The sequence below is a fragment of the Fibrella aquatilis genome (genome assembly GCF_017353255.1).
GTDB classification, from domain to species: Bacteria; Bacteroidota; Bacteroidia; order Cytophagales; family Spirosomataceae; genus Fibrella; species Fibrella aquatilis.
Genome location: NZ_JAFMYU010000007.1, coordinates 54,523 through 81,247, shown reverse-complemented (window position 1 = coordinate 81,247; position 26,725 = coordinate 54,523). Strand labels below are relative to the sequence as shown.

The following is a 26,725-nucleotide window of genomic DNA, read 5'->3' as shown; positions in this document are numbered from 1 at the left end:
TCAGCACTTACCACTTAAAAAAATGAACCTCACCAGGCTCGCCATTTATCGCCCTATTCTCATCATCGTGCTGTTTACGGTGCTGGGCGTGCTGGGGCTGTTTAGCTACCGGCAACTGAGCTATGAACTGCTGCCGAACCTCAACACGCCGTTCGTCACCATCGCCACCACCTACCCTGGTGCCGCGCCCGCGGAGGTGGAACAAAGCGTGACCAAACCCCTCGAAGACGTGGTCTCGACGGTCGAGAAAATCAAGCGCGTCACGTCGTTTTCGAGCGACAGCTACTCGATGGTGACGCTTGAATTCAGGATGACGGCCAACGCCGATCAGGCCGCGCAGGAGGTGCAGCGCAAAGTAAACGAGATCGTCGGTACGCTGCCCACGGGCGTAAAAACGCCGATGGTGCTCAAATATGACATTGGGCAGTTGCCCGTGATTCGGGCGGGCGTGACGGCGGCGGGATTGTCTGGGCGGCAGTTTCGCGAGTTGCTGACCCGGCAGGTACGTCCCCGGCTGGCGCAGTTGCCGGGCGTGGGGCAGGTGGCGATAATCGGCGGCGACGAGCGCGAAATCCGGCTGTCGCTCCGGCCCGATGCCCTGCGGCTGTATAACCTCACGGCCCTGCAAGTGGCGCAAACTATTAAAAGCGCTAACCTCGACGTACCCGCCGGATCGGTACAAAACGGCCAGAACGAAGTCAGTTTGCGCGTGATGGGCCGCTACGTATCGCTCGATGCGCTGCGCAACCAGGTGATTACCCGCACGGGCAGCGGCTCGGAGGTACGGCTGCGGCAGGTGGCCGACGTGCAGGAAGCCACCCGCGATGCCCAGACCATCGGGCGGCTCAACGGCGTAGCCTCGGTGGGGCTGAACATCCAGAAACAAACCGACGCCAACGCCGTCGAGGTGGCGCGGCTGGTGCGGGCCGAACTGACGGCGCTGGAGACTGAATTTTCCGCCGAGAAATTCAAGGCCACCATCGCGTCTGATTCGTCGGAGTTTACGCTCGATGCCGCCGATGCCGTGAATCACGATTTGTTGCTGGCGGTCTGTCTGGTGGCAGTCGTTACGCTGGTATTTCTCCACAGCCTGCGCAACGCGCTGATCGTGATGGTGGCTATTCCGGCGTCGTTGGTCAGCACGTTCATTGCCATGTATGCCTTCGGGTTCTCACTGAACCTGATGACCCTGCTCGCCATGTCGCTGGTGATCGGGATCCTGGTAGACGATTCGATTGTGGTGCTGGAGAACATCTACAAGCACCTCGAAGCCGGAAAAGAACCGAAACGGGCGGCGGAAGACGGGCGGACCGAAATCGGGTTTACGGCCCTGAGCATTACGCTGGTCGATGTGGTGGTGTTCCTGCCTATTTCGGTGGTGCCGGGGCTGGTGGGCAACCTGCTGCGTGAGTTTTCGCTGGTGATGGTGGTGTCTACGCTGCTGTCATTACTGGTGTCGTTTACGGTCACGCCCATGCTGGCCAGCCGTTTCTCGAAGCTGGAACACCTCAGTACAGGTACGCTGATGGGGCGCTTCGGCCTCTGGTTCGAACGCGGTTTCGAGCGGCTGACCAACGGATATGAAACGGCGTTGCGCTGGGCATTGGCGCACCGAAAAACAGTGTTTCTAACGTCTACGACCCTGTTTGTCGGCTCACTGTACCTCGTCGTGGGTGGGTACGTCGGCTCTGAATTTGTGGCCGCTACCGACCGGGGGCAACTATCGGTGGTGGTTGAACTCCCGCAGGGCACGCGCCTGCAAACCACCGACGCCGTGGCCAAACGCCTGGAAGCCCAACTGCGCGCCCGCCCGGACGTACAGCGCGTGTTCACCAGCGTTGGTGCCACATCCGAAGGCGGGGGCACGGGCGAGAGCCTGCCCAACACGGTCGAGTTTTCGGTCACGCTTGTTAATAAGGAGCAACGTACCCAAACGTCAGCCGCGGTGGGTCGAGCCATCAAACAACAACTACTACGCGAATCCCGAACAACCGGAGTCCGAAAAGTGCGCGTGGGCACCATTGGCCTCTTCGGCACTGTCGATGATTCGCCCATTGTGGTTGTGATGACCAGCACCAACCGCGACACGCTGCTGTCGGTAGCCCGGCGGATGCTCACCTTAGTGAAAAACGTACCCGGCACCGACAACGTCCGGCTGTCAACGTCGGAACCCAAACTCGAAACCCGCGTGGCTCTTGACCACGACAAGCTGAGCCAGTTTGGCCTCACCACCGACAACGTGGGCTACGGGCTGCGCGTGGCGTTCAACGGTGATGACGAAAGCAAATTCCGCATCGGCGACAGTGATTACCGCATCAACATCCGCTTTGATTCCGTCAGCCGCGCGCAATCCGACCGGCTGGACCGACTGCCGTTTGTGAACGACCGGGGACAGGCGGTGCAGTTGCAGCAGATCGGGCGTGTCGAGACGGCGCAAAGCCCGGCAAAGCTGGAACGGCGCGCCCGCAACAACGCCATTGTGCTCTACAGCCAGCTCAATAACCGCCCCAGCGGCGACGTGGGGGCCGATATTCAGGCGGCGGTGGCGAAAGCGGGTCTCGACAAACAGGTACGGATCAGCTACGAGGGCGACCTCGAACTGGCCAATGACGGCTTCGACGCGCTCGGCCTCGCCCTGGGTGCCGCCATCCTGTTTGTGTACCTCATCATGGTCGCGCTCTACAACTCGTGGGCCTATCCGCTGGTGGTATTGTTCTCCATTCCGGTAGCCATTGTGGGAGCGTTGGCCGCGCTGTGGTTAACGGGTAATGCCCTAAGCATCTTCTCCATGCTGGGTATCATCATGCTCATTGGGCTGGTCACGAAAAACGCCATCCTGCTCGTGGACCGTGCCAACCAAAACCGCGACAACGGCACCGGGAGCGTCACGGAGGCCTTAATCGAGTCGGGGCGGAGTCGGCTGCGGCCCATTCTGATGACCACCCTGGCGATGGTGATCGGGATGCTGCCCATTGCGCTGGCGTCGGGGGCGGGGGCCGAGTGGAAAACCGGCCTGGCGTGGGTGCTCATTGGCGGCCTCTCGTCGTCGCTCTTCCTGACCTTGCTCCTCGTTCCGGCGGTGTATTACGACGTGGCGCGGCTGGTCGCCTGGTTTGCCCGAAAAACAGGGCCGACTATTGGAAAGACGGTCGTAGCGGGGGCGGTGTTGATGGGGCTTTGCTCGTCGGGATTTGCAATCCCGACGAGCGACACGCTCCGCCTTTCGCTCGATGATGCCATTCGGTTGGGCCTCGCGCAAAACGCTTCCGTAAAAGTGGCGCAATTGGAGGAGTTGCGGGCGCAGCAGCGGGTGCGGGAGGCGCGTGGGTTCCGGCTGCCTGAGGTGAGTGCCGGGCTTAGCTACAACCGGTTTCTTCAGGTGCCCAAGTTTCTGTTTCCGTCGTTTGTGGCCGACCCTGATGTAGGCGTTCGGGTCGATGAAGGCAGGTTTCAGGTGATCGACGCAGGATTGCGCAACGCTTGGAACCTGACCGGGCAGGTGTCGGTGCCGATCATCAACGGTGGGGTTCGCAACGGCATCCGGCAGGCCGAGGCGGGCGTTCGGGTGGCCGAGGCGCAAACCGCACAGGCCCGGCAGACACTGGTGGCCGAGATTCGGAAAGCCTATTACCAGGTGCTCATCGCTGAGGAAGCACGGGATATTGCCCGCCAGGCCATCCGCCGCGCGGAGGTCAGTTTAGCCGAAACCCGCCAACTCGCCCGCCTGGGTATGGCTACCGACGCCGACACCCTGCAAGCCTTTGTGCAAACCGAAAACCACCGCCCCGATGTCGAAAAAGCCGCCTCCGGCCTCCGCACGGCCCAAACCTTGCTCACGTACCTGATCGGTGCCGAATACAATACACCCGTGCACCTCACCGACCGCCTGACTCCCAACCTTAATTCGGTTCCCGATTTATCCACTGCCTACGCCGAAGCCCTCGCCCGTCGGCCTGATCTAGGTACATTGGCGGCGCAGGTGGCAGCCAGTCGGCTGCAGATCGAAGCGGCGGTGCAGGCCACCCGGCCCACCCTGGCGTTTTCGGGTCAATACACGCTGTCGCCGCAGGCCAATGACTTCAATTTTAGCCGGTATTTCTGGCCGCAACAGTCGTTTGTGGGCCTCACGCTAAGCGTACCCATCTACGCCGGTGGGCGCCACGACGCCCGGATTCAGCAGGCCCGAATTGCGCAGCAACAGGCCGAAGCCCAGCAGGCGCAGGTACGTCGGCAGGTGGCTACGGAGGTGCAAAGCGCGCTGGCGCAGGTGCAGGACGCCCGCCGCCGCATCGACAGTCAGGTACGTACGGTCGGGGCTGCCGAGCGGAGTTATGCGCTGATTAACAGCCGTTACCAGAAAGGCCTGGCCAAACGTACTGACCTGGCCGAAGCCGACTTTGCCCTTCGACAGGCTCAGACAAACCGGGTGCAGGCGGTCTATGATTACCTTGTGGCCGTGAGCGAGTTAGAACGCGTAACGGGGCAATAATGGCTTTGGTATATGTCTTCGCAGTTTGAAAAATGGTTCAGGTGGGTGGTGTCGCCGCTGGCGGGGCTGATGGTCTACGCGGCCTGCCAGTACCTGCTGCCCCCCAACCCGTTCGACGATTATTACGCTACGTTTGGCTGGAAAGCCTACGCCATCGACGTGCTGGCCACGTTGTTTGGCACCCTGCTCTTATCGGAAAGCAGCATCCTCCTCTCCCGAACCCTGGACAGGCTGATGCCCTGGGAACGGCAACCGGCCTACCGGCTTTTGTTGCAGTTCGTGCTCTTGCTGGTAGTCAGCACCCTGACCATCTATAGCATCGCTGAATTGATTGGCTTACTGACCACGCCGCCCAATTACGTCTATACAAAAGCCGATGAGCTGAGCATCCGTCAAACGCTCATTGTGGGGGGGCTGGTGGCGTTTGTGCTCAACGGCCTCTATACAGGCGAGTATTTCTTCCGCCGTTGGCGCGATGCGTTTCTGGAAACCGAGCGGCTTAAACGCGACACACTAACGGCGCAGTTTGAGACTCTGAAGGCGCAGATTGACCCGCACTTTCTGTTCAATAGCCTCAACACACTTACCACGCTGATTGAAGAACACCCACCAATGGCTGTGCAGTTTGTCGACAAGCTGGCGCAGGTGTACCGATATGTGCTGACTAACCGCGCCCAGGACATGGTGCCGTTGCGCGACGAACTGACGTTTCTGAACGCCTATACCTACCTCGCCCAGATGCGGTTTGGCGATAACCTGACCGTAACGATCTGCGTCAATGGCGCTGCCGACACGGCCACAATTCCACCGATGGCGTTACAAATGCTGCTCGAAAACGCCCTGAAACACAACGTCGTATCCCGCAGCCAGCCCCTCACCATCAGCATCAGCGAAACGCCCGACGGTTGGCTCGACGTGCGGAATACGCTCCAGCCCAAACCGCATCCCGAACCCTCTACGGGCCTGGGGTTGCTCAATATTCAGAACCGCTACAAACACCTCACCAACCGGCTACCCGACATCCGGCAGGAGGCCGGTACGTTTGTGGTGCGCCTACCCCTGCTGCTTCCCGAACCATGACCACTATTCTGATCGAAGACGAAGCCCCGGCGGCGCGGCGGCTGGCCAAACTACTCACCCAACTGGAACCCGACATCCAGATTCTGGCCCAGCCCGACACCATCACGGGGGCCGTGGGCGCGTTGCGGCACAACCAGCCGGACCTCGTCTTCTCCGACATTCGGCTGGCCGACGGGCTGAGTTTCGAGGCCTTCCGGCAGGTGGAGGTTAGTTGTCCCATCATCTTCACGACGGCCTACGACGAGTACGCGATCCGGGCTTTTTCGGTCAACAGCATCGACTACCTGCTCAAGCCCATCGACCCCGAAAAGCTGGCCCAAAGCCTGGTTAAGTTCCGACAACTGCGCCCTACAACCCTGCCGGAATCCACTACGTTTCAGGCCCTTATGACGCGCCTAATGCAGCAGGGGGAAGCAAACCGCCCCGTTTACCGGAGCCGATTTTTGGTCAGCTACCGCGATCAGCTAACCGCCGTACCTATCGACGACGTGGCGTATTTCTATTCCGAACAGAAAATTACGCATCTGATTACGGCGGGGGGCAAACTGTATCCCGTTGCCCAAACGATGGACGAACTGGAGACGCAACTAGACCCGCAGCGCTTCTTTCGGGCCAACCGCCAATTTATGGTCAGCGTGGGGGCCATTGGCACTATTTTCACCCATTTCAACGGCAAACTAAAGCTCGACCTCCGGCCCGCCACGCCCCATGAGGTGCTCGTCAGCCGCGAAAAAGCTACCGCGCTGAAAGCCTGGCTGAACAGTTAGCGGCCCTATCACCGCGTCGGCATCCAGACCAGGGTGGCCTGGCAGTAGGCTACTTCGGTGCCGGTTTCGTCGGTGATGGGGCTGGTCAGCACCAGCTCGCCGCGTTCGGTCTCGGCAATGAGCCGCGCCTGCTCATCGGTGAGCGTGGCCGTGGCCCGGATGCCCCCCTGCGCCCGGCGGCGGTAATCGATGGTGACGGTTTTAGCTACCACCAGGCGGTTATCGGGCAGATTGGCGCCCACCACCAGCGCCATGGCACTTTCGGCGGTGGTGTAGAGGCCGCCCGCCTGAATGCCGCCAAAACCGTTCTGCACCGCCCCGCTGTTGGGCAGGTGTAACTGGCAGTGGGTGGCTTCGTAGGCTTCGACCACCACGCCCAACGTACCCAACATCGGAATGATCCGCTGCATGGTAGTCGTCAAAGCGGAGGTACGGGCCTCGGCGGGCAGGGTCAATAGCTGTTGCTTGAGTTGGCTAAATCGGTTGGTCATACTTAAGGGAGTAGGGTTTCGAAAAGCTGGTCAATTTCCTGTCTTACCTGAAACGGGCTTTGCCGAAAAAGATCGCCCATCGCCAGTTGAATGGTATCACTGACGGCCTCGCGGCGGGTGTGCACAACCTGCTCAATGGTCTGGGTATAGTGGCGGTTAAACAGCAGCCGGTCTTTATCAACAACACCCTGTTGCACCATCGCCCTGGCTTTTTTGGGACAGCGGCAGGGGTTGCGTGGGTCGACAAGGCCGCACTTGCCCCCCACAAACTGCCGGAGGTCGGCGTTGGCGCGGTGGAGCCGTACCCGGTAGTTGCCCGGCGTGAGATCGAACAGCGCCGCACCAAGCTCGTGGTCGGCCCCGAAAATGTCGCCGATGATGTAGAGTAGCCGTTGTTCGCGGGTGAGGCAGAGCAACATGGCCGTAGCACACAGTACCCGCACCTCTTCAATTTCGGCTTCGTTGGCTTCGCGTTCCGGTACGTCAGGGAGTTGGCTCAGGTCGGCGACCCGGTCGTGCTGTTGTTCGTAACGGCGGAGGGGGCTATTCAGAAAATGGTTGACCACAATCCGGTACAGCCACGTCCGAAACCCACTTTGTCCGGCAAACGTCTTCAAACTCGTTACCACCTTAATCAGCACCTCCTGCGTGGCATCGAGGGCATCATCGGGGTGTAGAAACAGCCGCAGGGCCACGTTGAACACATAGTCTTGGTGGCGTTTCAGCAGCACCTCCAGCGACCGCCGGTTGCCGCCCACAGCGTCGGCCACCAGCGTTTCGTCGGGCGGGTTGGTTGGCACAGCCTGGTGGAATGGATGCATAGCCTACTAGGGGTTGGGTGACAACACCGTTTTGTTGTTCAGCAAAACCGGCGTTTTATACCAGTCGTAGTGCGTCAGGTGCTGTTTGGCAATAAACGACCTGGCCGTATCTGCCGACGCAAACAAAAAGAAGCCGCCCTGCTGCCCACCCGATTCTCCGACAAGATACGTCTGCCATAGGCCATCCTGCGCGCTCAGGGCGTGTTGCCGTTGTTTTTCGCTCAGGTTGTGCGCAAACACCGTCACGCAATCAGTCTCGTGCTGCCGGTAATTGAAGGAGGGGGTTACGAAGGTAGCCGTCTGTACTACCGGGAAATAATCGACCGTTGGTTTTACGTTCCGTTTTCGCTCCACGTCGGCAAACCAGGCGGGCGAAAACCATTGCCGGGCTTGCCGTTCGCTATCCCACCAGTAGATGCCCCCAAAAAATGTACCGTCGGGCCGGTCGATGCTGGAGAACGCTTTGAACCGAAGTCCATCGAGCGACTGGTAGGTGGGCAGCGCCTGGCGAAAGCCGCGGCGCAGCAAAAAATCGAAGGCATACCAGGGTGCTTTCACCCGAACAATAGTGATTACCTGCCCCGTGGTCTTAACCGCATCGGGTGGGGTGGCGGCAGCCGGTGCGTGGGGTTGGTGCGTGGTGGCTAGCAGCACCGTGCCGGCCAGTACCAGGTGGAGAAAAACAGGCGTCGTCATGTGTTAGCTCGATTTGTTGACGACACTTAGACCAGCATTCGGGCAGGTGTTACAAACTATCGACAACTTGCCTATTATCTTGTTGTATAGAAACATGATGAACCGCGTTGCTCCGATAGCTATTCAAAAAGTAACGGCCTCGACGATGGGCGAGGCCCAACCCGATCTGCTGGCCGTGGAAGAACCGATGGAAATCAGGCTAAGCTATGGCGAGATTACCGACCGGCAGCAGCGGAGCATTTCGGTCACGATGCGCACCCCCGGCCATGATTTCGAGCTGGCCCTGGGCTTTCTCTTCACCGAAGGCATTATCCAGAGCCGCCGACAAATCCACAGCATACGGCACTGCACCGACCTGGGCCGACAGGAAGCCGCGGGAAACATTGTCCGCGTGGAAGTAGCCCCCGACGTGACGGTTGACCTGCGCAGCACCGAACGAAATTTCTATACCACGTCCAGCTGCGGCGTATGCGGAAAAGCGTCTATCGAGGCCGTCAGGAACACCGACTGCCCGGTTTTACCACCCGCTGAGGCATTTGTTGATGCTGACATAATTCACACTTTACCGCAAAAACTCCGCGCCACACAGGCCGTTTTTGAATACACCGGAGGCCTTCACGCCGCCGCTATTTTCGACCAAAACGGTAACTTGTTGCTGCTGCGCGAAGACGTGGGGAGGCATAATGCACTGGATAAAGTGATTGGCGCGGCCATGCAACAGGATTTACTGCCCCTGCACCAGTCGGTACTTTTTTTAAGCGGACGCATCAGTTTCGAGTTAGTTCAAAAGGCCCTCATGGCCGGTATTCCGCTGGTGGCTGCCGTGGGTGCCCCGTCGAGTCTGGCCGTGCAGATGGCGCAGGAAACGGGTATGACGCTGCTGGGCTTTGTCCGAAATCAAACGTTCAACATCTACACCCACGCCGAGCGTGTTTTGGTTTAAGGTCTAAGGTCCAAGGTTTAGGGTTGGCTTCGCGCTGTGGTGGCTTCGCTAATCGGGCCCCTCGACTGCGCTCGGGGTGACAACCACCTTGAATCAAGCTAGGATAGTTGCTTATTGTCCTGTCACCCCGAGCGCAGTCGAGGGGCCCGATTAGCGAAGCCACCACGGCGCGTAGCCAACTTTAAACCCCAAACATTAAACTCCCTTATGGATAAATCACCCAATAACGAGCGCAAACCTATTGACCCGGCAGCGCAAACAGCAGCGGGCCAGAAAAGTGGCGAACGGCCCGAACTAGGTACGCCCGTGGCCCCCGACCATTACGATACCCACGGCAAACCCGACAGTGATAAGCGCATTTTTCCCGCCCCCGACAACGTGACCGCTAAAGACAAAAATCCCATTCTGGCCCAACCGCCCGCCGACCTGCTCGACCTGAAGCTGGAGCCAATTCCCACCGTAGCCACCGGCCTCACCGCCGTGCTCAAATCGGGGCAGTATGCCTGGGGATGGGACGGTGTGGGCCGGGGCACCAAAGCGCTGCTCAACCTGAACCAGAAAGACGGTTTCGACTGCTCGTCGTGCGCCTGGCCCGACCCCGACGGCAAGCGCTCCTTTGCCGAATTCTGCGAAAATGGGGCCAAAGCCACCGCCTCCGACGCCGACACCCGCCGCGCCGACCCGGATTTTTTCGCCAAACACAGCCTCGTCGAGCTAAGCCACATGACCGACCGCGACCTGAACAATTCGGGGCGGCTCACGCACCCCATGGTCCTGCGCCCCAGCGATACGCACTACCGGCCCATTGCCTGGACCGATGCGTTTCGGCTGGTGGCCGACGAGCTAAACGCCCTGGCATCGCCTAACGAAGCGATTTTCTACACGTCGGGAAAAGTGCCGAACGAACCGGCGTTTTTGTACCAGCTGTTTGTGCGGCAGTTTGGCACCAACAACCTGCCCGACTGCTCGAATATGTGCCACGAGAGCAGCGGTTCGGCCCTCAGCCCCACGCTGGGCCTGGGCAAAGGCTCGGTCACGCTCGACGATATCCACGAGGCGGAAGTGATCCTGATTATGGGTCAAAACCCCGGCACCAACCACCCGCGCATGCTGACGGCCCTACAAATTGCCAAGCGAAAAGGGGCCAAAATCATTGCCGTAAACCCCCTGCACGAGGTAGGGCTGAGTCGCTTCAAAAACCCGCAGGACTTTGCCAATCCGCTCAAGGCCCTCCCTACCCTGCTGGGCAACGGCACCCCCATCAGCGACGTGTATTTGCAGGTGAAGATCAACGGCGACATGGGTGTGTTGCGGGGCATCATGAAGCTCCTGCTGGAAGCCGACGAAAAAGCCCCCGGCACCGGCGTTATCGACCACGAGTTCATCAAGCAATACACCGCCAACTACGACGAGTTTGTGGCCACTATACGCAACACCAGCTGGGCGGACATTGAGCAGATTAGTGGGCTGACGAAAGACCAGATCAACGAAGCCGCCGACATCATTGCCACCCGCAAAAAGCTCATTACCTGTTGGGCCATGGGCCTGACGCAGCAGAAAAACGGCGTCATGAGCATCCAGGAGATCGTGAACCTGCAACTCATGAAGGGCGCGATGGGTATTCCCGGCGCAGGCACCTGCCCCGTGCGCGGCCACTCGAACGTGCAGGGCGACCGCACCATGGGCATCTGGGAACGGCCACACAAGGAGTTTCTGGACGACCTGAAAAAGGAGTTCAACTTCGAGCCGCCCCGCGAACACGGCTACGACACCGTAGAGTCCATCAAGGCCATGTATGAGGGCAAAACAGGCGTGTTTATCAGCCTCGGCGGCAACTTCCTCTCCGCCGCACCCGACACCGAATTTGTTGCCGAAGCCCTGCGCAAACAGCGCCTGACGGCCTTTGTGAGCACCAAACTCAACCGCGGCCACCTCGTCACGGGCAAGACGTCGCTTATTCTGCCCTGCTTCGCTCACGTCGATATCGACAGGCAGGCGTCGGGGCACCAGTTCACCTCCTGCGAAAATTCGATGGGGGTAGTGAGCCAGAACAAGGGCGTACTGGAGCCTGTGGAAGGTGAGATGCTAAGCGAAGTGGCCATTATTTCGGGCATGGCCATTGCCACGCTGACGGAAGGACGCCCGGATGCGAAAACCACCGCCAACTGGGTGGGCTTTACCGAAAATTACGACACCATCCGCGACGCCATTGGGCGGGTGATTCCAGGCTTCGACAACTTCAACGAGAAGATTCGCAAGCCGGGCGGGTTCTACCTACCCAACGGCCCCCGCGAACGGAATTTCACCACCGAAAACGGCAAAGCCAATTTCTCGGTGACGGAGATGCCGTTGCACCAACTGGAACCCGGCCAACTCGTGCTGATGAGCATCCGCAGCCACGACCAGTTCAACACCACGATCTACGACTACAACGACCGCTACCGGGGCGTCTATGGCGAACGGCGGGTGATTTTCATGAACGCCCAGGACATGGCCGACCGGGGCATTGCTGAAAAACAGTTAGTCAACATCACGAGCCATTTCGAGGGGCAGCAGCGGCACCTGGAGAAATTCATTGCCATCCCCTACAACATCCCCCGTGGCAACACCGCCGCCTACTACCCCGAAGTAAACCCGCTAGTACCCGTAGCCAGCGTGGCCGCCATCAGCAACACGCCCACGTCTAAGTATGTGGTGGTGACGGTGGGCTGATTTACGATGTACGAATTACGATGTACGATTTATTGCTGACGCCTGGGTTTGCTCTGGCGTCAGCAATAAATCATACCTCGTAATTCGTACATCGTAAATCAGACCATTTAGTCATAAATAATTCCTTGATCGCCTACTCATTTTCTGATCTATACTTCTCTACTTGAAGGATATTATTCTGAATGTCCTGCATAATCCACCTGGCCCACCAACTGGCGTAAAAATTAAACGTTGTGTGCAGCTTAAAATGACTGTACAAATGTAGTCTATGGGTAGTAGTATTTAACCGTTCAAGTTCATACGTCCCATTCAACACATCAAAATACTGACCACCAATAACTACATGCTCGTCCATAGTGGTTGATGGTATCTCGTGAGGATAGGCTTTAATGGCAAACACCATTTTCTGTCTATCGATGTAATCAGAGACTGTCTCGTGAAAAACCAGGCCATCGGTAAAAATTGCTTTTCTGTAGCCACCAACGCCGTTGTAATTCAGCTCTGCCTTAACAGGCCTGGGGAAACCAAGAAAACGCGTCAGCCAGCCCTTATCCTGTGCTGCTGAAATCCCGCGAACCCTGGTCACGTTGCCCCATATTTTGTCGGCGGGGGCAGTAATATCAATATATGTGTATGCCTCATAAGTGCCGGGTATAGAACCAATTATGGCCTCAATTGGCGCAGCTATTAGTGGCAATAGAGCAATCAGTGATATGTAAAGTTTATTGTCATGCTTACGCATTCTTAATCGGCCGCCAATCAGGCCACCAACTGACGAAGCAATCAAAAACAAGGGTAAAATCATCAACCAGCATGCCCACCCTTCAATAGAAAAGGCCGTGGTGATTAACAAGAGGATAACCACCGGAATCCAGGGAACGAAAAAACGATAACTAAATTTTCTTATATCATCAATGTCTGAATAATATACGGTAAGTATACCCATAATCGTAGGCACACAAAATAAAAATGACATCGACATAACGTAAAACAAATTCCCCCAGGCAGTAACGCCAAAAAACAACCTGAGTACCACAGCGTACAGCGTGGGTAATGCTAATATTTTTGCTACTGTTATTAAATTTTCTCGATTCATAAAAGCGTTTTTAACTTAAGACTAACATTCAATCGTTCAAGCCTTTGATCGGTCTGTTTTCTTTCGAGCCGGGGCCGAAGACGGACAGGCGTTTTTTGGGGTTGTTGATGAGGGCGTAGAATTGGTCGAGGTAAAGGATCGTGTCGCGGATGTAGGTTTTCTCCAGCAGCGGATTGTTCTCGTAGAGTGCGTAAATGGCCCGCTTCTTTTCGTTGAACCGGGCAAACACGCGGTTGAGCAACGCCTCCGAATAGCTCGGTCCCCGGTAGATCCGGTCGCGCACCGAGTCGATCATGAGCTGCTTGTCGGGCACGGAATAGCTCGTTTCTACAATACCGGCGTAGTCGAAATCATAGGGCACGGCCACAAACTGATTCCTGACCGTGTCGATCATCACGTTTACATTATGCTGGTAATTGACCGACCAGTCGGTGTTGCCAATCATGTACTGGAAAACGCCCACCGTGGCCATCGTCAGCGAATCGGTATACACAGCCTTAATGCGCTGATCGGTCAGTTTCAGGCCGTTCCGTTTGGCCACATCGTCGTTGTCTTCCACCAAAAATGCCCAGTGGGTGCCGCCCTGCTGCTTGTTGGTCGAGTCACGGTAGGTGATTTTAGCCAGCCGGGCGCGGAAGCTCAGGTCGGTGAGTTCGTTGAAGAGCTTGTAGACCAGGTACTCGCGCACAATGTAGTTGTCTTCCTGGCAGTGCGTCACCAGCTTCAGCTTGTTCTGTTCGGCAAAGACAGTGCCCGCCAGCTTCTTTTTGGGCAGGTCGAGCGAGAGCGGCGGGAAGATGCAGTTGCCCGCGTCGCGGCGGAAGTTACCCCGTACGGTGAGCGAAACCGGCAGCCGCAGCGGGGCCGAACCAGCCATAGTGAGCAGCGCCGGGTGCTTCTCGGCCTTTTCGCCGAAGGGAATCTTCACCCGGTCTTTGTTCAGAATCTGCAACTGCGTGGTCAGCGTAAACGATAGCGGCGCGTTGTCGGCAAACAAAGGCACCGTAGGCAGTTGCGCAAGGGCCTGCTGGCCCAACGTCAACGTAAGAAACAAGGCGTAGAAACGGTTCATAAAAGTCATTTAGAACTGAAACTGGCAAATAAGTGGCCGTCTTTGTCGCCGTTGAAGAAATTGGCCTTTACGGCAGCGGGGTCATTAATCAGGGCGTAAAACTTGTCGAAGTAGGCTATCGTCTGCTTCACATAGGCCTCAGACAGGCGCGGGTCATTGGTGTAACGGGCGTAGAAACGGGGTTTTAGCTCATTAAACCGGCCAAACACACGCTTCAGCAGCCAACCTGGATACAACGGTCCCCGGTACTGTCGCTGCCCGGCATCATCGGCTTTGGTGGCATACGAGGCATCGACAATAACGGCATGGTCGAAATCATACGGTGCTGGTGTGGGCGGATTGTTACTGCCCGGCAGGTTCATCAGGCGCACATTGTGGCGGTACATCACCTCCCAGTCAATATTGCCGATCATGTATTCAAACACCGCCATGGTAGCCATGCTGAGCGAGTCTACCTGAATCATCTGCGTTGGAACTTTGTATTCCCGCAGGCCATTACGCCGGGCCACGTCGGCCTCATCTTCTATTAAAAAGGCCCAATGTGTTTCGGCAGGGCGCTTTTTTACTGAATCGACGTAGGTGACGCGGGCCATCCGGGCGCGGAAACTGACGTCGGAAACCAGGTTATACAGTTTATAGACCAGGTATTCGCGCACAATGTATTCATCGTCCTGGCAGTGCGTTACCAGCTTCAGTTTGTTCTGTTTGGCAAAGGGCGTACCGGCCACGCGCTTCTTCGGAAAATCAAGATAGAGCGGGGGGAACTTGCAGTTTTTGGCCTTCCGGCGAAAATTACCCCGCACCACCAGCGACAGCGGAATAGCCCACTCCACACCGCGAGCGGAGTCGGCCACGTAGGTGAGCCGGGCGGGGTGTTTGACGGCCAAGCTGTCGTGAGCGGGGTAATTGCGGTCTTTCACGATGGCCTGCATCCGGGCCGTCAGCGTAAACGACAGTGGGACGTCGCTTGCAAACAAGCCACCAGCCACCTCCTGCGCCGAAGCACTCAGCGTACACAACAGACCACACAGCCACGGGGCAACAGAAACGAAGAGTGATTTCATACGGGGTGAAGATACAAACCCGAAGTACGCATTTTCAACCACGCAAAAGAACATCGGCCGCTACGGCTAGTTTACTAAGCCTACAAGGCTCAACCCACATGAAGAATCAACCAACTGACCACGCCGTACTCGACGCTCTTCCCGCAGGCGACGTCATCACGGCCACACCCTACGATGTAACCCACGATGTGTTTGGCATTAAAACACTGTTTGTCAACGTCTTCTTTATCGGCAAACCCGGCCCCGGCCACCCGTGGGTGCTGGTCGACGCGGGTTTCTTTGGTTATGCCGATGCCATTCAGCAACGTGCTGACCTACTTTTCGGCCCGAACAACCCGCCTAAAGCCATCGTACTCACCCACGGACATGCCGACCATGTTGGCTCGTTGCGTAAACTGCTCGACCGCTGGGGACCCGTACCCGTGTATGCTCACCCGCTGGAACGCCCCTACCTCACCGGGCTATCGGCCTATCCCCCACCCGACCCAGCCATTGGCGGTGGTGGCATGTCGCTCATGTCGTGGGTATTTCCCATTGGCCCAACCGATTTCAGCGACGTCTTCCACGCCATAGACCCGTCTGGCACCATTCCTGAATTACCCGGTTGGCGGACCATTCATACGCCCGGCCACGCGCCGGGCCATGTGTCGCTTTTCCGCGACAGCGACCGTACGCTGCTGGCCGGCGACGCGTTTGTGACCACCAACCAGAACGCACTGAGCGAGGTCATCAACCAGACCCAGGGCGTTCACGGACCACCCGCCTATTTCACCTGCGACTGGATCGCCGCCGCCGATTCGGTCCGGAAACTGGCCCTACTGAACCCCACGCGGGTAGGTACCGGCCATGGCGTGTCGATGCATGGGCTTGATCTTCAGCTTGAACTAGGCAGGCTGGTGAGCGAATTTCCCGAACGCGCCATCCCTTCGTCCAACGGGCGATACGTGCAGGAAGCCGCCGTTACTAACGAAAACGGCATTGTCACCATGCCAACGCCTACCTCCTTCATTGTGGCCCGCCTCCTGGGCATCGGCGCAGTAGTGGGCCTGGCCTGGTGGCTAGTGGTGAAAGAGTGAGATGGTGAAAAAGCGAATGAGTGAAAGTTGCTGCCGCCAGAGTACGTTTGCGGCAGCAACTTTCGCTCTTTCACCATTTCACTCTTTCACTCCTTGCTCCCCTCCGCTGAACAAGCTTACATCCTGGCGCACCTCACGGCCGACGTGCGGGCGTTGCTGCTGAACCCACCGGCCAAACCGGCACTGAATTACCGGCTGGTGGCCGAACAGATTCAGGCACGCCAAAAAGCTCGCGAAAAACTGCCCCGCTGGTATGCCAACCCCGATTTGGTGTTTCCGGCGGCCCTTTCAGTGGAACAGGCTTCGTCGGAACAGACGGCGGCGTATAAGGCGTCGCTGGTGTCGGGGAGTTTGCTGATTGACCTCACGGGCGGTATGGGCGTCGATGCAGCGGCGTTTGCAGGGCGTGTGGGCCGGGTCATTTACGTAGAGCGCAACGCCCAGTTGGCGCAACTTACAGCCCACAACCTGCGCGCACTGGGGCACTCAAATGTGGATTTTATCTCTGGCGATGGCCTCGAACAGCTGGCCTGCCTCCCCACCCCCGCCGACTGGGCTTACCTGGACCCCGCCCGCCGCGACGACCGGGGTGGCCGCGTGGTGCAACTCGCCGATTGTGAGCCTGATGTGCTCGACAACCTGCCGTTGCTGCTGGCTAAAGCCAACCAGATCTTATTGAAAACCGCGCCCCTGCTCGACATCGAGGCCACGCTTCGGCTGCTGCCCACCACCCAGGCGGTGCATGTGGTGGCCGTGCAGGGCGAGGTGAAAGAAACACTTTTTGTGCTGGGACAGACCCCCACAGACCCCGCCAACGTGCTGATGAACGCGGTCAACCTGCGCAGTAACATGGCTGACCATCAGTTGTTTACGTTTTTTCGCGGTGAAGAAGCTGCCGCACCGGTAATGCTGGCCGACCCGCAAACCTACCTCTACGAACCCAACGCGGCGGTGCTGAAAACGGGCGCGTTCCGGTTGATAGGGCAGCGGTTTGGCCTGGCCAAGCTGGCTCCGCACAGCCATCTCTACACGAGTGGGACACTTGTGGACGGGTTTCCGGGACGAACCTTCCAAGTGGTGGCCACCTGCAAGCCTGACCGCGCCGAACTGCGTAAGCTACTGCCCGACCAACAGGCCAACCTGACCGTTCGTAATTTTCCCGAAACAGTGGCGCAGCTTCGCCAGAAATTGGCCTTGCGCGAGGGTGGAAATACTTACATTTTTGCCACCACCTTCGCGAACAACGCCAAACGGCTACTTGTTACGGAGAAGGTCTAACTTGTAAACCATGTACCGAACCTACAAAGCCATGATGATGACAATGCGTACCGGGCTGCTCAGCGCCGCCCTTTTCCTGCTGACCACACTAAGCACCGTTGCCCAAACTGTTTATACAGGCGATCAGGTCATTGACAAAGTAACTTACAAAGGCATTTTCCTGACCCTACCCATCAGCGACCGGCAGGTGGAAAAAGAATGGGAAGACTACATCAAGCCATACGGAAAAATTTCCTCGTCGCGCAGTGTTTACCGCATCACCACCGCCGACATGCGCGACATCTCAGCCGAACCGGTGAATTTTACCTCGCAGGTGAAAGGCAACAAAAAATCGACCACCATTTTCGCCGCGTTCGATATGGGGGGAGGTAATTATGTGGCCCCCGGCAACGGCAACTACGACGCCGCCAGCAAATGGCTGACCGATTTTGCCACCAAAACAGTCTATAACGACGAAGTGCGTGTGGCCGAAGACGGCTTCAACGAAGCCCAGAAAGCCCACCAGAAATCGGTGAAAAACGGCGAACGGCTGGTGCGCGACATCGAAAACAATAAAAAGGAAAAAGAGCGCCTGCTGCGTAAAATCGACGAAAACGCCAAAGAACTGGAGCAGCTTACCAAAGACGTAGAGACCAACAAAACCGAGCAAGCCACCGCCCTCACCGAAGTAGACAACAAGAAAAAGAACGTCGAAACGGTGAAGACGAAGAAGCAATAGCGGTGAAAGAGTAAATGGCGAAAGAGTGAGAGAGTGGTCCGGCACTCCGGCTGCTTCGACATATGTAAGCTAAAACAGCCGGAGTGCCGGACCACACTCTTTCACTCTTTCGCCATTCACTCTTTCAATTCTGCCCGTTAAATAATTAATACTAACATAATCTGTTGATTAGCTAGGTTTTTGCTGGAAGTTGCTATTTTTACTCTACCGTTAATTAAGTACTGCTTAGTTAGTCGGAGCATCCAACGGGTATCTTCCTCTCTTCCTCATGTTAGCCAATCTCCCCTCAACAGACCGGTTTATGCTCTATCAGCAGGAGCATCAGCAATGGCTACGTTCCCTGGCAATGTATACCGACCAGGAATCGTACTTTGAATCGTTACTCAGCCGCGTCTGCAACAGCACCGCCGATTATGAGCTGGTGAACCGGTCGGGGTCGTTTCGGCAGTGGTTTGTGGGGTTGCGCTCGCAGATGGCGCAGCTATCGGAGTTGATTGAAGCCGAACAGCGGGCCACCGAAAACGGCATGCCTAACTGGCAGCGCCGTATGGATATCGACGACCAGCACCGCCGGATGCGTAGTGGCTACCAGATGCTGGAACAACAGTTTATCACCGTCCGTCAGCAGTTCTACGCCTTCATTACGCCGTATGTGCATTAGCAGTCGTAAGTAGTGAAGGGGTCGTACGTCGTAAGTGGCTGACGCAAGCATATTGCTGACGCCCGGCTCCTCGACTGCGCTCGGAGTGACAACCACCTTGATTCAACTCAGGAAAACTGTTATAGTAGCCTGTCACTCCGAGCGCAGTCGAGGAGCCGGGCGTCAGCAATATGCTTGCGTCAGCCACTTACGACATACGACCCCTGCACCACTTATGACTATTCTATTGACTCCTTTATTCGCCCACACGCCAGCCGGATTTCGTCGTCGGTGATGGTGAGGGGGGGGGCCAGGCGCATGGAGTTGTTGCAGAATAAAAACCAATCGGTGATAATGCCAGGCCGCACTAGGCCCGGCACGATGGCCCGGTCGATGATAGGTTTGAGCACCTCGAACGAATCGAATTCCACGGCCATCATCAATCCCTTTCCCCGAATAGCACGTATAGCCGGGTGCGTTAGCAACGACCGCATCAGCTGCCCCTTACGCTCGGCGTCGGCGTAGAGTTTCTGGTCTTCGATTACCCGGAGCGTGGCCAGCGAAGCCGCGCACGAAACGGGGTGGCCGCCAAACGTGGTAATGTGGCCCAGCATGGGGTTGTTCTTGATCACGTTCATCACCGCCGCAGGGGCCATAAACGCACCGATGGGCATACCGCCCCCCATGCCCTTGGCACTCACCAGCACGTCGGGCATAACCGCTACGCCCTGGAACGCCCAGAACGTACCCGTGCGACCAAAACCAGTCTGTATTTCGTCGAAAATGAGTAGCGCCCCCACGGCCGTACACCGCGCCCGGACCGCCTGCAAATAGGCCGGGTCGGGCACGCGAACGCCCGCCTCACCCTGCACCACTTCCATAATCACCGCCGCCGTGCGGGACGTAATCTGCGCCAGGTCGGCCCAGCTGCCGTGCTGAATATGCCGGATGTCGGGCAGTAGCGGGCGGTAGTTGCGCTTGAAATTCTCGTCGCCGCTGAGCGAAAGAGCACCCTGCGTAGAACCGTGGTAGGCGTTGTAGCAGGCAATCAATTCGCTTCGGCCCGTGAACCGCTTGGCTACCTTCATGGCCCCCTCAATAGCCTCGGCACCCGAGTTGGTGAAATACACATTGTCGATGGCCCCGTAAGCTGTTTCGGCGTTGATGGTCTCCACCAGCGCCCGTGCCAGTTCGGCCTGCGTACCCTGCACATATTCGCCGTAGACCATCAGATGCAAATACTTGTCGAGTTGCGCCTGAATGGCGCTCAACACGGCCGGGTGCCGGTGTCCTACGTTACTCACCCCAATCCCCGAAATAAGGTCTATATAGGGCTGACCGTCTTTGTCGTATAAATAAACGCCCTCGGCGCGGTCAATTTCCAACGCCAGCGGGAAATCAGTGGTCTGGGCAATATGCTGAAAGAAAAGCTGCCGATGTGTCACTATTTGTTATGATCGTTGTAGGTTGCTCACTGTTCACTGTCCTAACGCCCCATTCCATGAAAACAGTTCTCCTGGTTACCCTGCTGCTGGCGGGCTTTTCTGCGGCTACGTATGCACAAGTTTTACCCGTCGATACCACCAACGGCCGGTCGTATTATATCCTGCTGAAAGACGGGTCGCACATTCACGGGCGCATTGTCCGCAGCGACAGCGTCATGTATGTGGTGAAACCCCGCGTAGGGCCGGTCACCTACGTAGAGCGGGCGCTGTTTGGCTCCATAAGCAGCACGGCCCCTGTACCAGCCGCCGACCTCACCTATTACACCCAGCAAACGGTTTCGGGGCCAGGGCAAACCACGGTGGCACCCAACCAGTACGTTATCTCACTCTCTGACGGCACGGTGCTGAGCGGGCAGGTGCTTAGTCAGGACAGCAGCCGGGTGGTAATTAAAACCAACACCATCGGCACCGTCTACGTCCCCGCCGACCGCGTGCTGCGCATGGAACGGAGCTATTTGGCGGGCAATATGGCCAACAGACGGCAGCCGGTAGAAGGTGAGTACCCCAACGTGTTTCCGCAATATCTCAACTTCATGCCCACCGCCTACCAGGCCGAACGGGGGCGGGTTTATTATCGCAATAGTATGCTCTACTTCAGTCAGTTTGACGTGGGCGTGACCGACAACTGGAGCATAAGCGCGGGGGCTTTCCTGTTTCCTATCACCTCGTTTGGCTGGCTGACTACCAAACTATCGGTACCCCTGGGCGAACGTGCTCGCATTGCGGTGCAGGGTCAGCTTTTCTACGGGTCAACTAACTTCATCTACCGCAGTACGTTCAATACCAATTTCGTTCAGGGCATTTTATCACTGGGCACCAGTCAGAAGAACGTCACCATCGGGCTGGGTTTTAGTGGCCAACGAGGCTCAACCGGGCAGCTAGTGACCGTCGGCTTCGTGCGGAAGGTCAATCCCATGCTCACCTTCATCAGCGAAAACCAATTTATCGTGAACAATTACGGCGATTCAACTATCAAACTAGCCGGTGGGGTCCGGTTCGACCGCCGCCGCCACTCGTTCGATCTGTCGGGCAATGTGTTTATTACGCCCGGGTACTTCGGCAATTCAGCGCAGTTTGTTCCACTACCGTGGCTAAGCTACCAGGTTCGCGTGGGTCAGTAAGCCGATTTGACTATATGTATTGCATTGATTGTCAATGATTTGCGTACCGAAAGGCGATCTTGGCGCACGTAGATTCGTACGTCGTCGACGGTGGTTACCAACCGATACTGCTGCTGAATAACCTGGTTAACAGCGTCGAAATGCTCGTGGCGGTACTGCGGCTTGGTAAGCAGTAGGCTGGCGTTGCCTACGGCGTCGAGAAATACTACCGGGCGGTTTTGGCGCAGTTCGCGAGCATACCGGTTCAGGTATTGTTGTTGCATCCTGTTGGGCATGGCGCTCCGCTGGCTGTGGTTTTCGCTGATACCCTGCGCCAGTTGCGTTTCTACGTAATATTGGCAATTCCAGCCCCAGACGGCCATCCTGTCAGACGGAATCGCGTAGGTATCAACCACCCGCGACACGGGCGATTGGTGCAGTTGCGTCTGTTGCGGAAACGAAACCAGCGGCCTGTTACGAGCCAGTAGCCAGGTAACAGGCTGCTGCCTGAGTTCCATGTCGGCGGTTGTTTCGGGTCTATGCCGGATGGTCCGGGCCAGGTGGCTGCCGTAACTTACCGACAGCGGATCGGTGAGCAGCATATCCACCAGCAGCAACGCCCCTACCAATCCGGCCAACCGAAACGGCATCTGCGAACCGGGTTGTTGTTGCGCAACAACCTGAAGCCCCAGGGCCATAACCCACCCCAGCGGAAACACCAGCAACAGCAGGTGATGCCCGAATTCGGTACCGGGCGTGATGGTGGCCCACAAGGCCCCCGCCGCCGTAAGCCCCACCAGCAGAGACATGAAGTTCAGCCCAAACGGCCGGGGTCTATTTCGCCTAAAAGCAAGCAGCCCCAGCACCAGTACAAGCAGGCAGTTAATCAGGATAAACAGGAGAAAATCAGTGTATTGCGCCAGAAAAAAGGGAAAGTGCCACAACTTGGCCATAAACCCCTGCTGCACCAGCGGTACGTTGGCGTATATCTGCGTATAGGTGCTGAGGTTGCCCACGAAGTAGTAATCCACAAAATAGCGGTCTACGCCAAACCAGCAGGCCAGGCCAAAAACCAGTCCCGTTGGCAGTAAGAAACCAACCCCGGCCGCTGCCAGCCACCGAACGGCTCCGGCCCTGTATCGCCAGCATAGCCAGACCGTGAGTGTAATGAGCATCATGCCCACCACAGGCAAGGCCTGCAACTTGCAATAGGGCGTTAGCCCAGCCACCAGACCTAGCCCCAGCAAACCAACCAGCGACGGAACAGGCGTCTGCAACACCCTGACTGTCAGCAAAAAACAAGCTGTGATAATTACCAGCGACGATAGTTCACTGCTGAAATGGAGGAAGTCGGCGTGGGAGGTCCAGCCAAAAAACACCAGTACGGGCAAGAGCGTCAGGCGGCTAACAACCGGCGACACTAGCCGCAACAAACTCCGAAAAAACAGAAAAATAGCCCCGCTAATCAGCAGCAAACCCATTAGCCGGGCGGCAATGTAGTCGATGGGCAATCCCGCAAGGTGAGGCAGTAGCAGCAGGTAACTGTTAACAGGACCGATAGAGGTACCATCTACCGACCGGCCATAGACCGGGTCGCGCAGCAGCGTGAGGGCCTGAGTAAGTAGCTGACTTTCGTCGGGGTTCAGTTCCTGGTTATAAAACAGGCTGGGCAGCCGCAAAAACGTGAGCAGTAATAACGCAAGCCCAATGAAAAAACCATCACGCCAGATCACTGACCGGGCCGTGGCTGGCCGGGTTAGCTGAGCCGGTTGGCACAACCAGATTAACCCGCCAAACCACAGCACCGAAGCCAGATAATAGAACCAAATAAACATACCGTCGTGTCATTTTTTGAGGCCAATACGTATAAAGTTACGTGCGACCAACGACACCGGCAGTATATTAGACTATCATTCCTATAGATTTTATTAAACGCACTTTTTAGCGCGACGGGGCCTGTTTTATGCCTATTTATTGCTCGAAAAAGGCAATCGTGCCCCCCACCCAGTCGAAGTCCTTATTGAAGCGAACCCCGATCATCTCGCCCCGGCTGAGCCGGGCCAGGTTGGTGATAAGCTGAGGTTTGTCGTCGCTGTCGGGCCAGATAAACAACAGCCTGATTTCGCATTTCACGCCACTGCCATTCGGGGTAGTGACCACGGGTTCATAGCGCACCTTGCGTTGCAGGAGGTAGTTGCCGCGTTCGGCGGCGGGGATAGCCGCGATGTCGGCGGGGGTGACGTGAATTAGCACGCCACTGCCCGCAAACGAGAACAGGGGCTTGAGCACATAGTTGTCCAGGTCGACGGGTAGCTCGGTCAGGTCGCTCAGAAAATAGCTCTTGGGTACGTAGGGACTGTTCAGGAAAGGCAGCGTGTATTTGCTGATGCGGAAAAACCAGTTCGGGTGCCCCACCCAGGTTACGTCGACGTCGTCGGTAAGCTGAAAATCCGTTTTTAGGTCAGGCAGGGCTTCTAACTCGTCGAAAATGAGCCGGTTATAGATGCGCTTGATTCGAATCTGCCGCCCGTCTTTTTCGTAATACAACGCTCGTCCCTCCTTTCTGATCTTGGTCAGGCAAACGGCGTCTATACCCACGTAGGCTTTCGTAAGGGCGAAGTCGACACGGGTTTTTTGTTTTTCGGGGAAAATCTCCAATAGGATCACTTCCTCCGGTTGGCAATCGCCCAAAATCAGGTTGCGGAGGCGGGCTATGTAGTTGGCGTTGGTGTCTACGCCAAACAAATGGCTGACCGAATCGGACACGGGAAAGTTAGCCCGGTACGTCTCTGACAAGTAGGCCTGAAAACCATATAGCGACGGAAAACCTTGCAGTTCAATTAGTTGCGGCTCTAGCTCACCCGACTGTTCATTCTGGCACACGGCGAAATCAACGGCCAGAAACGTGGTGTGGGGTGTTTCGTTGGGCACACGCTGATGCGGCGGAATGGCGGCCATGGTCAGCGCTTTATAATCGGGCCGGGTAATGGTGGCCACAATATCGTCGCAGGCCGAGAGCAGCTTATCGGTCAGCAACTTCGGTACGAACACGGGCGTTTCGGCCACCCGGAAATCGAGTTGACCGGGGTAGTCAGCATCTATTTTCGCTAAAAACGCCGCGTACCGTTCGGGCGTAAAGGCCGCGTTATACGCCGCACGGATGGATGAGATCATAACCTGCTCAATAAACCTGTAAGGTCTCCTTCGACCTTGCAGGTTTGTTTCTTATAGCTGCCCGCAGAAAACCGGGAATGATAACGGCTTCGGTCAGGGCAATCTTGTCGGGGTCCTGGAGCGAACCAACCATTTCGTTGTACTTGTCCTCACCGTAGACCAACGTGATCTGCTGCCGTTTTTCGTCGAGCAAAAAGTAGCGGAGCATCCCTTCGTCGTCGGCTTCGGGGTGAAACTGCGTACCGAAGACTTCAGGCGTAAACCGGATGGCCATAATGGCCCGGTCGAGGGGTACGTGGGGCCTGATTTTCTCCAGACAGAGCAGTTTGGCACCCAGTTCGGCAAAGCGGGCTTCATCTGGCTGGGTCAACTGATAATCGCGCGAGTCGACGGCGTAGAACGGTTCGGGCAACGCCGACAGCAGCGGATCATGCGCACCGTCGGCGGTTTTGTGCATCGGAAAAATACCAAACGAGGTCGACCTGCGCTTGCTGACCTTACCCAGCCCCAGGTGCCCGGCCACGAGTTGAAACGAGTGGCAAATCAGAAAAAGTGGCTTTTTCACCTCGTTTTGGGCGTTATAGGCTAGTAGCGCGTCGATAAAATCGAAATAAGGCTGCTCCCAGGGTTCACCCAACGGCAACGGCACCCCCGGCCCACCTGTGGATATATAGGTATCATACGACAAGTCGGGCACGGCGTTTTCGGCACGGACATTATAGACCGTAAACGGCAGCGGCTCGCCATCGGTCGTTTCCACCAGCCTGATCGCCTGCTGAATACAACGCATGCCCTCATTGGCCACGTTGTTGTACATATCTAGGATTGCAATTCTCATTCCTTCCCTAACTACCTCACGCCGAACGAAGTTTCCTGCACGATGTAATCGACCACGGCTTTGAGGTCGTGGGTTTCGTTGAAAACCGCCAGCTGCCGGTCGGCACCGGTGCCGTTTTTCAGGATCTGCTCAACGTACTGACACTCATGGCGGCTGCCCAGGTCGTCGACCACGTCATCGATAAAATCGAGGAGTTCCATGATCAGATCGTGGGTGGGCACTTCTTCCTGTTTGCCAAAGTCGATGAGCTTGCCTTCGATGCCGTAGCGCGCCGCCCGCCACTTGTTTTCGGCGATGAGCACCCGACGGTAGGGCTGAAAATTGAGGTTCTGATGCTGTAGCTTATAGATCTTGGCCACCAGCGCCTGCATAATCGCCGCCAGGCAGATGGTCTCGTCAACACGCATGGGTACGTCGCATATGCGGAACTCGATGGTGTCGAAGAAAGGGTGCAGGCGGATGTCCCACCAGATTTTTTTGCCGTTGTCAATACAGCCCGTCTTTACCAGCAGGGCAATGTATTCGTCGTATTCGGTGGCGCTGCTGAAATAATCGGGAATGCCCGTGCGCGGAAACTTATCGAACACCTTCGACCGGTACGACTTGAAGCCCGTGTTGCGCCCGCACCAGAATGGCGAGTTGGTCGAGAGGGCATAGATGTGGGGCAAAAAGTAGCGCACGGCGTTCATGATCTTGATGCCCTCGTTGCGGCTGGCGATGCCCACGTGCACGTGCATCCCGAAAATCAGGTTCGACCGTGCCACGTCGCGCATCTCTTCGATGAGCCGGTCGTAGCGTTCGTTGGGCGTGATGAGCTGCGCCTGCCAGTCGGAGAACGGGTGCGTCCCCGCCGAAGCGATCAGCAGGTTTTGCTTGTCGGCCATCTCCATAATCTCGCGCCGCAGAAAGGTCACTTCCTGGCGGGCTTCATGAATATTATGGCAAATGTTGGTTCCCACTTCCACCACGGCTTGGTGCATTTCGGCCTTTACGCGCTCCTGAAGCACAATTTGCCCGCCATCGACGAGCTTCGACATGTGCGACCGTAGTTCGCGGGTTACGGGGTCAATCGTTTGAAACTCTTCTTCAATACCAAGGGTGAATTCACGCATGAGAGCTGGGGTTGGGCTAGAAAGTTAAGGCATTCGGACAAACGGGCCAACGG

The 26,725-nt window shown here is 57.0% G+C and carries 21 protein-coding genes; 10 read left to right on the top strand and 11 right to left on the bottom strand.

Translation table 11 applies throughout. From position 1 onward, the window contains the following. Positions 1 to 22 precede the first annotated feature (22 nt). The 3 genes from J2I48_RS10865 to J2I48_RS10855 are packed head-to-tail and all read left to right on the top strand — an operon-like array spanning position 23 to position 6,336. The gene (locus J2I48_RS10865) at positions 23 to 4,489 is read left to right on the top strand and encodes an efflux RND transporter permease subunit (protein WP_207335468.1); all 4,467 of its coding nucleotides are present in this window, start codon (positions 23 to 25) and stop codon (positions 4,487 to 4,489) included. Positions 4,490 to 4,501: 12 nt separating this feature from the next. Continuing rightward, positions 4,502 to 5,569 carry a sensor histidine kinase gene (locus tag J2I48_RS10860; RefSeq protein WP_207335467.1) on the top strand — a complete coding sequence of 356 codons (1,068 nt, stop codon included), beginning with the start codon at positions 4,502 to 4,504 and terminating at the stop codon, positions 5,567 to 5,569. Then, positions 5,566 to 6,336, top strand: a complete 771-nt coding sequence (locus tag J2I48_RS10855) for a LytR/AlgR family response regulator transcription factor (protein ID WP_207335466.1) — start codon at positions 5,566 to 5,568, stop codon at positions 6,334 to 6,336. Before J2I48_RS10860 ends, J2I48_RS10855 begins: the two co-directional genes overlap by 4 nt. An 8-nt stretch (positions 6,337 to 6,344) precedes the next feature. Here the strand turns inward: J2I48_RS10855 and J2I48_RS10850 are convergent, their stop codons facing one another. From J2I48_RS10850 to J2I48_RS10840, 3 genes are read right to left on the bottom strand one after another with little or no spacing between them, the layout of a single operon-like run. Next, positions 6,345 to 6,827 (bottom strand): DUF4442 domain-containing protein, encoded by a 483-nt coding sequence (locus J2I48_RS10850; protein WP_207335465.1) that lies wholly within the window; start codon positions 6,825 to 6,827, stop codon positions 6,345 to 6,347. Between the two features lie 2 nt (positions 6,828 to 6,829). Next, positions 6,830 to 7,648, bottom strand: coding sequence for an RNA polymerase sigma factor (locus J2I48_RS10845; protein WP_207335464.1), 819 nt, complete (start codon positions 7,646 to 7,648; stop codon positions 6,830 to 6,832). Between the two features lie 6 nt (positions 7,649 to 7,654). Next, a complete protein-coding gene (locus J2I48_RS10840) occupies positions 7,655 to 8,344 on the bottom strand; it encodes a hypothetical protein (RefSeq protein WP_207335463.1) in 690 nt (229 codons plus the stop codon). 97 nt (positions 8,345 to 8,441) lie between these two features. Here J2I48_RS10840 and fdhD point away from each other — a divergent pair, with 97 nt between their 5' ends. Both fdhD and J2I48_RS10830 read left to right on the top strand, forming a co-directional pair. Further along, positions 8,442 to 9,287 carry a formate dehydrogenase accessory sulfurtransferase FdhD gene (gene fdhD / locus J2I48_RS10835; protein ID WP_207335613.1) on the top strand — a complete coding sequence of 282 codons (846 nt, stop codon included), beginning with the start codon at positions 8,442 to 8,444 and terminating at the stop codon, positions 9,285 to 9,287. Between the two features lie 207 nt (positions 9,288 to 9,494). After that, complete coding sequence (locus J2I48_RS10830; protein ID WP_207335462.1) at positions 9,495 to 11,999, top strand: FdhF/YdeP family oxidoreductase; 2,505 nt, start codon at positions 9,495 to 9,497, stop codon at positions 11,997 to 11,999. A gap of 133 nt (positions 12,000 to 12,132) precedes the next feature. Here J2I48_RS10830 and J2I48_RS10825 read toward each other — a convergent pair whose 3' ends face one another. The 3 genes from J2I48_RS10825 to J2I48_RS10815 are packed head-to-tail and all read right to left on the bottom strand — an operon-like array spanning position 12,133 to position 15,231. Then, positions 12,133 to 13,095: a hypothetical protein gene (locus J2I48_RS10825; RefSeq protein ID WP_207335461.1), complete on the bottom strand. Its 963-nt coding sequence runs from the start codon at positions 13,093 to 13,095 to the stop codon at positions 12,133 to 12,135. 28 nt (positions 13,096 to 13,123) lie between these two features. Continuing rightward, positions 13,124 to 14,167, bottom strand: coding sequence for a hypothetical protein (locus J2I48_RS10820; RefSeq protein ID WP_207335460.1), 1,044 nt, complete (start codon positions 14,165 to 14,167; stop codon positions 13,124 to 13,126). Positions 14,168 to 14,172: 5 nt separating this feature from the next. Next, complete coding sequence (locus J2I48_RS10815; RefSeq protein ID WP_229376098.1) at positions 14,173 to 15,231, bottom strand: hypothetical protein; 1,059 nt, start codon at positions 15,229 to 15,231, stop codon at positions 14,173 to 14,175. Positions 15,232 to 15,329: 98 nt separating this feature from the next. On the opposite strand from J2I48_RS10815, the gene J2I48_RS10810 reads away from it, so the two are divergent. The 4 genes from J2I48_RS10810 to J2I48_RS10795 all read left to right on the top strand — a co-directional run bounded on the left by J2I48_RS10810 (position 15,330) and on the right by J2I48_RS10795 (position 18,964). After that, positions 15,330 to 16,307: an MBL fold metallo-hydrolase gene (locus J2I48_RS10810; RefSeq protein WP_207335459.1), complete on the top strand. Its 978-nt coding sequence runs from the start codon at positions 15,330 to 15,332 to the stop codon at positions 16,305 to 16,307. 93 nt (positions 16,308 to 16,400) lie between these two features. After that, complete coding sequence (locus J2I48_RS10805) at positions 16,401 to 17,585, top strand: THUMP-like domain-containing protein (protein WP_207335458.1); 1,185 nt, start codon at positions 16,401 to 16,403, stop codon at positions 17,583 to 17,585. A 10-nt stretch (positions 17,586 to 17,595) separates the two neighbouring features. Beyond that, on the top strand, positions 17,596 to 18,303 hold the full coding sequence (locus J2I48_RS10800; protein ID WP_229376096.1) for a hypothetical protein: 708 nt from the start codon (positions 17,596 to 17,598) through the stop codon (positions 18,301 to 18,303). A 268-nt stretch (positions 18,304 to 18,571) separates the two neighbouring features. Continuing rightward, a complete protein-coding gene (locus J2I48_RS10795) occupies positions 18,572 to 18,964 on the top strand; it encodes a hypothetical protein (RefSeq protein WP_207335457.1) in 393 nt (130 codons plus the stop codon). Positions 18,965 to 19,182: 218 nt separating this feature from the next. Here the strand turns inward: J2I48_RS10795 and J2I48_RS10790 are convergent, their stop codons facing one another. After that, a complete protein-coding gene (locus J2I48_RS10790; RefSeq protein WP_207335456.1) occupies positions 19,183 to 20,388 on the bottom strand; it encodes an aspartate aminotransferase family protein in 1,206 nt (401 codons plus the stop codon). 56 nt (positions 20,389 to 20,444) lie between these two features. Here J2I48_RS10790 and J2I48_RS10785 point away from each other — a divergent pair, with 56 nt between their 5' ends. Then, a complete protein-coding gene (locus tag J2I48_RS10785) occupies positions 20,445 to 21,569 on the top strand; it encodes a hypothetical protein (protein ID WP_207335455.1) in 1,125 nt (374 codons plus the stop codon). Here J2I48_RS10785 and J2I48_RS10780 read toward each other — a convergent pair. The 4 genes from J2I48_RS10780 to J2I48_RS10765 form a co-directional block, all read right to left on the bottom strand. Continuing rightward, positions 21,563 to 23,383: a hypothetical protein gene (locus J2I48_RS10780; RefSeq protein ID WP_207335454.1), complete on the bottom strand. Its 1,821-nt coding sequence runs from the start codon at positions 23,381 to 23,383 to the stop codon at positions 21,563 to 21,565. The two genes, J2I48_RS10785 and J2I48_RS10780, sit on opposite strands and share 7 nt — an antisense overlap. A 136-nt stretch (positions 23,384 to 23,519) precedes the next feature. Next, a complete protein-coding gene (locus J2I48_RS10775) occupies positions 23,520 to 24,722 on the bottom strand; it encodes a hypothetical protein (protein WP_207335453.1) in 1,203 nt (400 codons plus the stop codon). Between the two features lie 7 nt (positions 24,723 to 24,729). Beyond that, positions 24,730 to 25,560, bottom strand: a complete 831-nt coding sequence (locus tag J2I48_RS10770; protein WP_207335452.1) for a type 1 glutamine amidotransferase — start codon at positions 25,558 to 25,560, stop codon at positions 24,730 to 24,732. A gap of 11 nt (positions 25,561 to 25,571) precedes the next feature. Further along, positions 25,572 to 26,672 (bottom strand): carboxylate-amine ligase, encoded by a 1,101-nt coding sequence (locus J2I48_RS10765; protein ID WP_207335451.1) that lies wholly within the window; start codon positions 26,670 to 26,672, stop codon positions 25,572 to 25,574. Positions 26,673 to 26,725 lie beyond the last annotated feature (53 nt).